The organism is Acidiphilium sp., from assembly GCF_049977125.1.
In the GTDB taxonomy this organism is placed as follows: Bacteria; Pseudomonadota; Alphaproteobacteria; order Acetobacterales; family Acetobacteraceae; genus Acidiphilium.
In genome coordinates this window covers 1-3,005 of sequence record NZ_JBMFGY010000261.1, presented here as the reverse complement: position 1 = coordinate 3,005, position 3,005 = coordinate 1, and the positions used below count along the sequence as shown (strand labels likewise).

3 protein-coding genes are annotated in these 3,005 nt (G+C 49.7%); 2 read left to right on the top strand and 1 reads right to left on the bottom strand.

Translation table 11 applies throughout. The annotated features are described in order from the left end of the window. The coding region (locus tag ACP5E6_RS17780) for a hypothetical protein (RefSeq protein WP_427956516.1) at nt 1-422 on the top strand (422 nt) is incomplete at its 5' end. 140 nt (nt 423-562) lie between these two features. Further along, nucleotides 563-1,510 (top strand): class I SAM-dependent methyltransferase, encoded by a 948-nt coding sequence (locus ACP5E6_RS17775; RefSeq protein WP_427956514.1) that lies wholly within the window; start codon nt 563-565, stop codon nt 1,508-1,510. Here ACP5E6_RS17775 and ACP5E6_RS17770 read toward each other — a convergent pair. Next, complete coding sequence (locus ACP5E6_RS17770) at nt 1,495-2,553, bottom strand: glycosyltransferase family 61 protein (protein ID WP_427956511.1); 1,059 nt, start codon at nt 2,551-2,553, stop codon at nt 1,495-1,497. The genes ACP5E6_RS17775 and ACP5E6_RS17770 overlap by 16 nt on opposite strands. Between the last annotated feature and the right edge of the window lie 452 nt (nt 2,554-3,005).

Here is a 3,005-nt window from a genome sequence, read left to right as displayed (position 1 = left end):
ATGACATCATACTTTTTATGCGACCGGACCTAATGTATCTTGATCCTGTGAATGCCGCGCATGATATCTTCCCTCTGCTAAGAAACCAGGTCGATATCGTCGTTCCAGCATGGCAATCTTGGGGAGGCACGAACGACCGTTTCGCCTTCTGTACGGCAGCGGCGGCCGAAATTTATGCAACGCGGTTCGATGGCATCATAGAAGCTTGTCTCGCGATGAATGGAATCCATTCGGAAAGCTATCTACATGCTATTATTACAGAAAGCGGTCTACGAATCGGCTTTACTAACTTGCGCGCAGCTCGAGTTCGTGCAAACGGGACAGTCGCTGATTTTGATCGTGGTATGCTTGAACAGGGTCTTATGGATACGATAGCTTCCCCGCTCGCTGCCAATAGCACCGTCTTGAGGCCGTCGTGCTAAACATAAATGACGTACTAATGCACTATTTGAGCAATAAATTTAATATAAATAAACTCAGAGCGATCATAACACTAATACAGTTAGAGTCATTACGTAAATTTTAGCCGTTCAAACCAAACAAATAACTGGAAGATAGATCAATGAGTATGTTGAATGATGTTGGCGCTATCCCAAGCGCAAAAGATATGGACAGACGGACGTCGGCAATCAGTGACGAGTATGCCGGTACCATCGGCGGCGACATCCTTGCCGAGGTAGCCGACATCAATCTCGCTTGTGGTCGTTTTGACGAGGCAGTGACTTTGTATCGACAAGCGATTGCGGCCGGAACGACGATTGAAGTGTTCGAACGCCTGGCTCAAGCGAGCTTTCCTGGACCAACCTACCGCGACCATCTGTCTGTGCTCCATGAGCAGCTCAAGCCGAAAACCTACCTGGAGATCGGGGTATTTGATGGCGACACATTGGCTCTAGCTCGAAATGGCACGATTGCCGTCGGCGTTGATCCGGCGCCACGCTCTTCTGCGGACCGCCCTTACGTTGCTCCGACGACGATTAATCGGGTGACGAGCGATACCTATTTTGCCGAGCGTGCAACACAATCCGGCGGACCATTACCACCTATCGACTTTGCTTTCATCGACGGACTTCATCACTTCGATCAGGTATTGCGTGATTTCATCAACTTGGAACGGATATGCCAAAGCCGTTCCGTGGTAGTCATTCACGATACGTTGCCGGTCACCGCGGTTTCCGCACAGCGAGAGCGTACGTCGCGGTACTGGTGCGGCGATGTTTGGAAAATTGTTCCTTGCCTGCGCCGTTACCGGCCAGACCTCACCATGATCACAGTTCCAACGTTTCCGTCCGGCCTGACAATCCTGCTCGGTCTAAAGCCAGGCTTCGCGCACAACGTTGACTGGTATGACGAAGCTATCATGGAATTCGGTGGGCTTGTCTTTGACGACGAAGCCAGCTACGAGCGTATTCAGGGGCAAGATTCGTCGTTGATAAAAAACTCCTCCGCAATATTGATGGCAAACGTCAACGCGTGGTTCCGAGTGTTTGACGATCAGGCAATGCGGTAAGTTTGCATTATTTCGTCAACCCGCCTCACAATATGACTGATGTCTCCCGACCAAGGAACCTGATGACCAAATTCCATGAAGGAACCATGCGACGGAAACGCATCGACCCAGTAATGAACTGAGCGTGTCTGTGCCAGGACGCTCATCGCGAAGCCAGTATAGAGATCGATATGATGCTCCGGTGTCAGCTCATAGACGGCCGCTCCCGGCCGGCAGAATACGATGTTGGCGAAACCTGCGCCGTGGGCGCCAACAACAAGTTCAGCATTGTTAAAACAGTTGATCTGTTCGTCTATAGACATAGATCCCGTGATGACCGGTATGAATCCCTTCTGCGTCAGTGCTTCAACAAGCTCAATTTCATTAACCATTGGCCGCTTATCACTGTCAATTCGCCAAATATAAATCTTTTTATTTTGATCTTTTTTCTGCGATGCGGCCCTGATCATATTATCGAATACGGTTCTGGTATGATAGGAAGGGGCATTGAAATTCTGAAGATGGGACGAATACACAAAGTTTTCAACCCGGACCACTTGATCTGAATCAACTTGTAGGATCTCGGGAAGAGCGATACCCGTAAGCCGTAGTGCGTGTTCGTATTCTGACGGGAGCTGCGGCAGTAGCAACAACCCGCCCAAAAATTGAGGTTCTCTGGCGTAACCCACGATCGCTGGAACGCACTGGGTGATCCAATGTGCGTAGTTCCTGAAGTGCTGATTATAGCCGCAGTACACGCGGCGGTCATTAATTGTGTCAAACGCCGGTTTTCGCGCGAGTGCGGCTTTGGTTTGTATAGGAACCCGTCCATTTTCTGGTCCAAAATAGCAAGACCAGGGCAGCGGTTGATCGTTGTGCAGAACGAGTCCGGATACCGGATCGAATGTGACATTTTTTGCTACGAAATGCCGTGTCGGCGTTGTCATCTTGTAGCGCAGGAACCGGCTGATATCACGGCCTGAGAAGCCGGACCCGATACGAATATCCGCAGCCTCGCGCCATGGCACTGCGGGGTCGATCTCGATTTCAGTACTGCTGCACATATACGACATCCTCTTTGGTCGAACGATAGAGCGAAATCCCTAATAATTTATTGCGGTGCATTCGATTCTGCCGAATTATTCCATCCGGCATTTATATGAAAATGGATTCTGGTCCACTTGTGCTGATAAAGTCTGATGGAGTGTCCAGAACTGCCTCCCCCGCATCAAAGTCGGTGCTGTCATGGGCTTCCGTGATAAGAACTAGTTGGTGCCTACCAGTTCGTCTCCCTGATCGATGAGGTTCTTTTCCTGTGCCCGAGTATGCAGATGGATATTAACCTCAGCCATGACGCGTTGAGCTGTCATGCTGAGAAAAATAGTCCATACATTTTGCTATTGTTGACGGGGCACGAGAACTTCGACTTTAAGCCCAGATTTCAGTCTGTCTTATTGCGGCATACCCTAACAGTTCGCTCCCATGAGACGGTTTTCTTGCCTCAATAGGATTATTT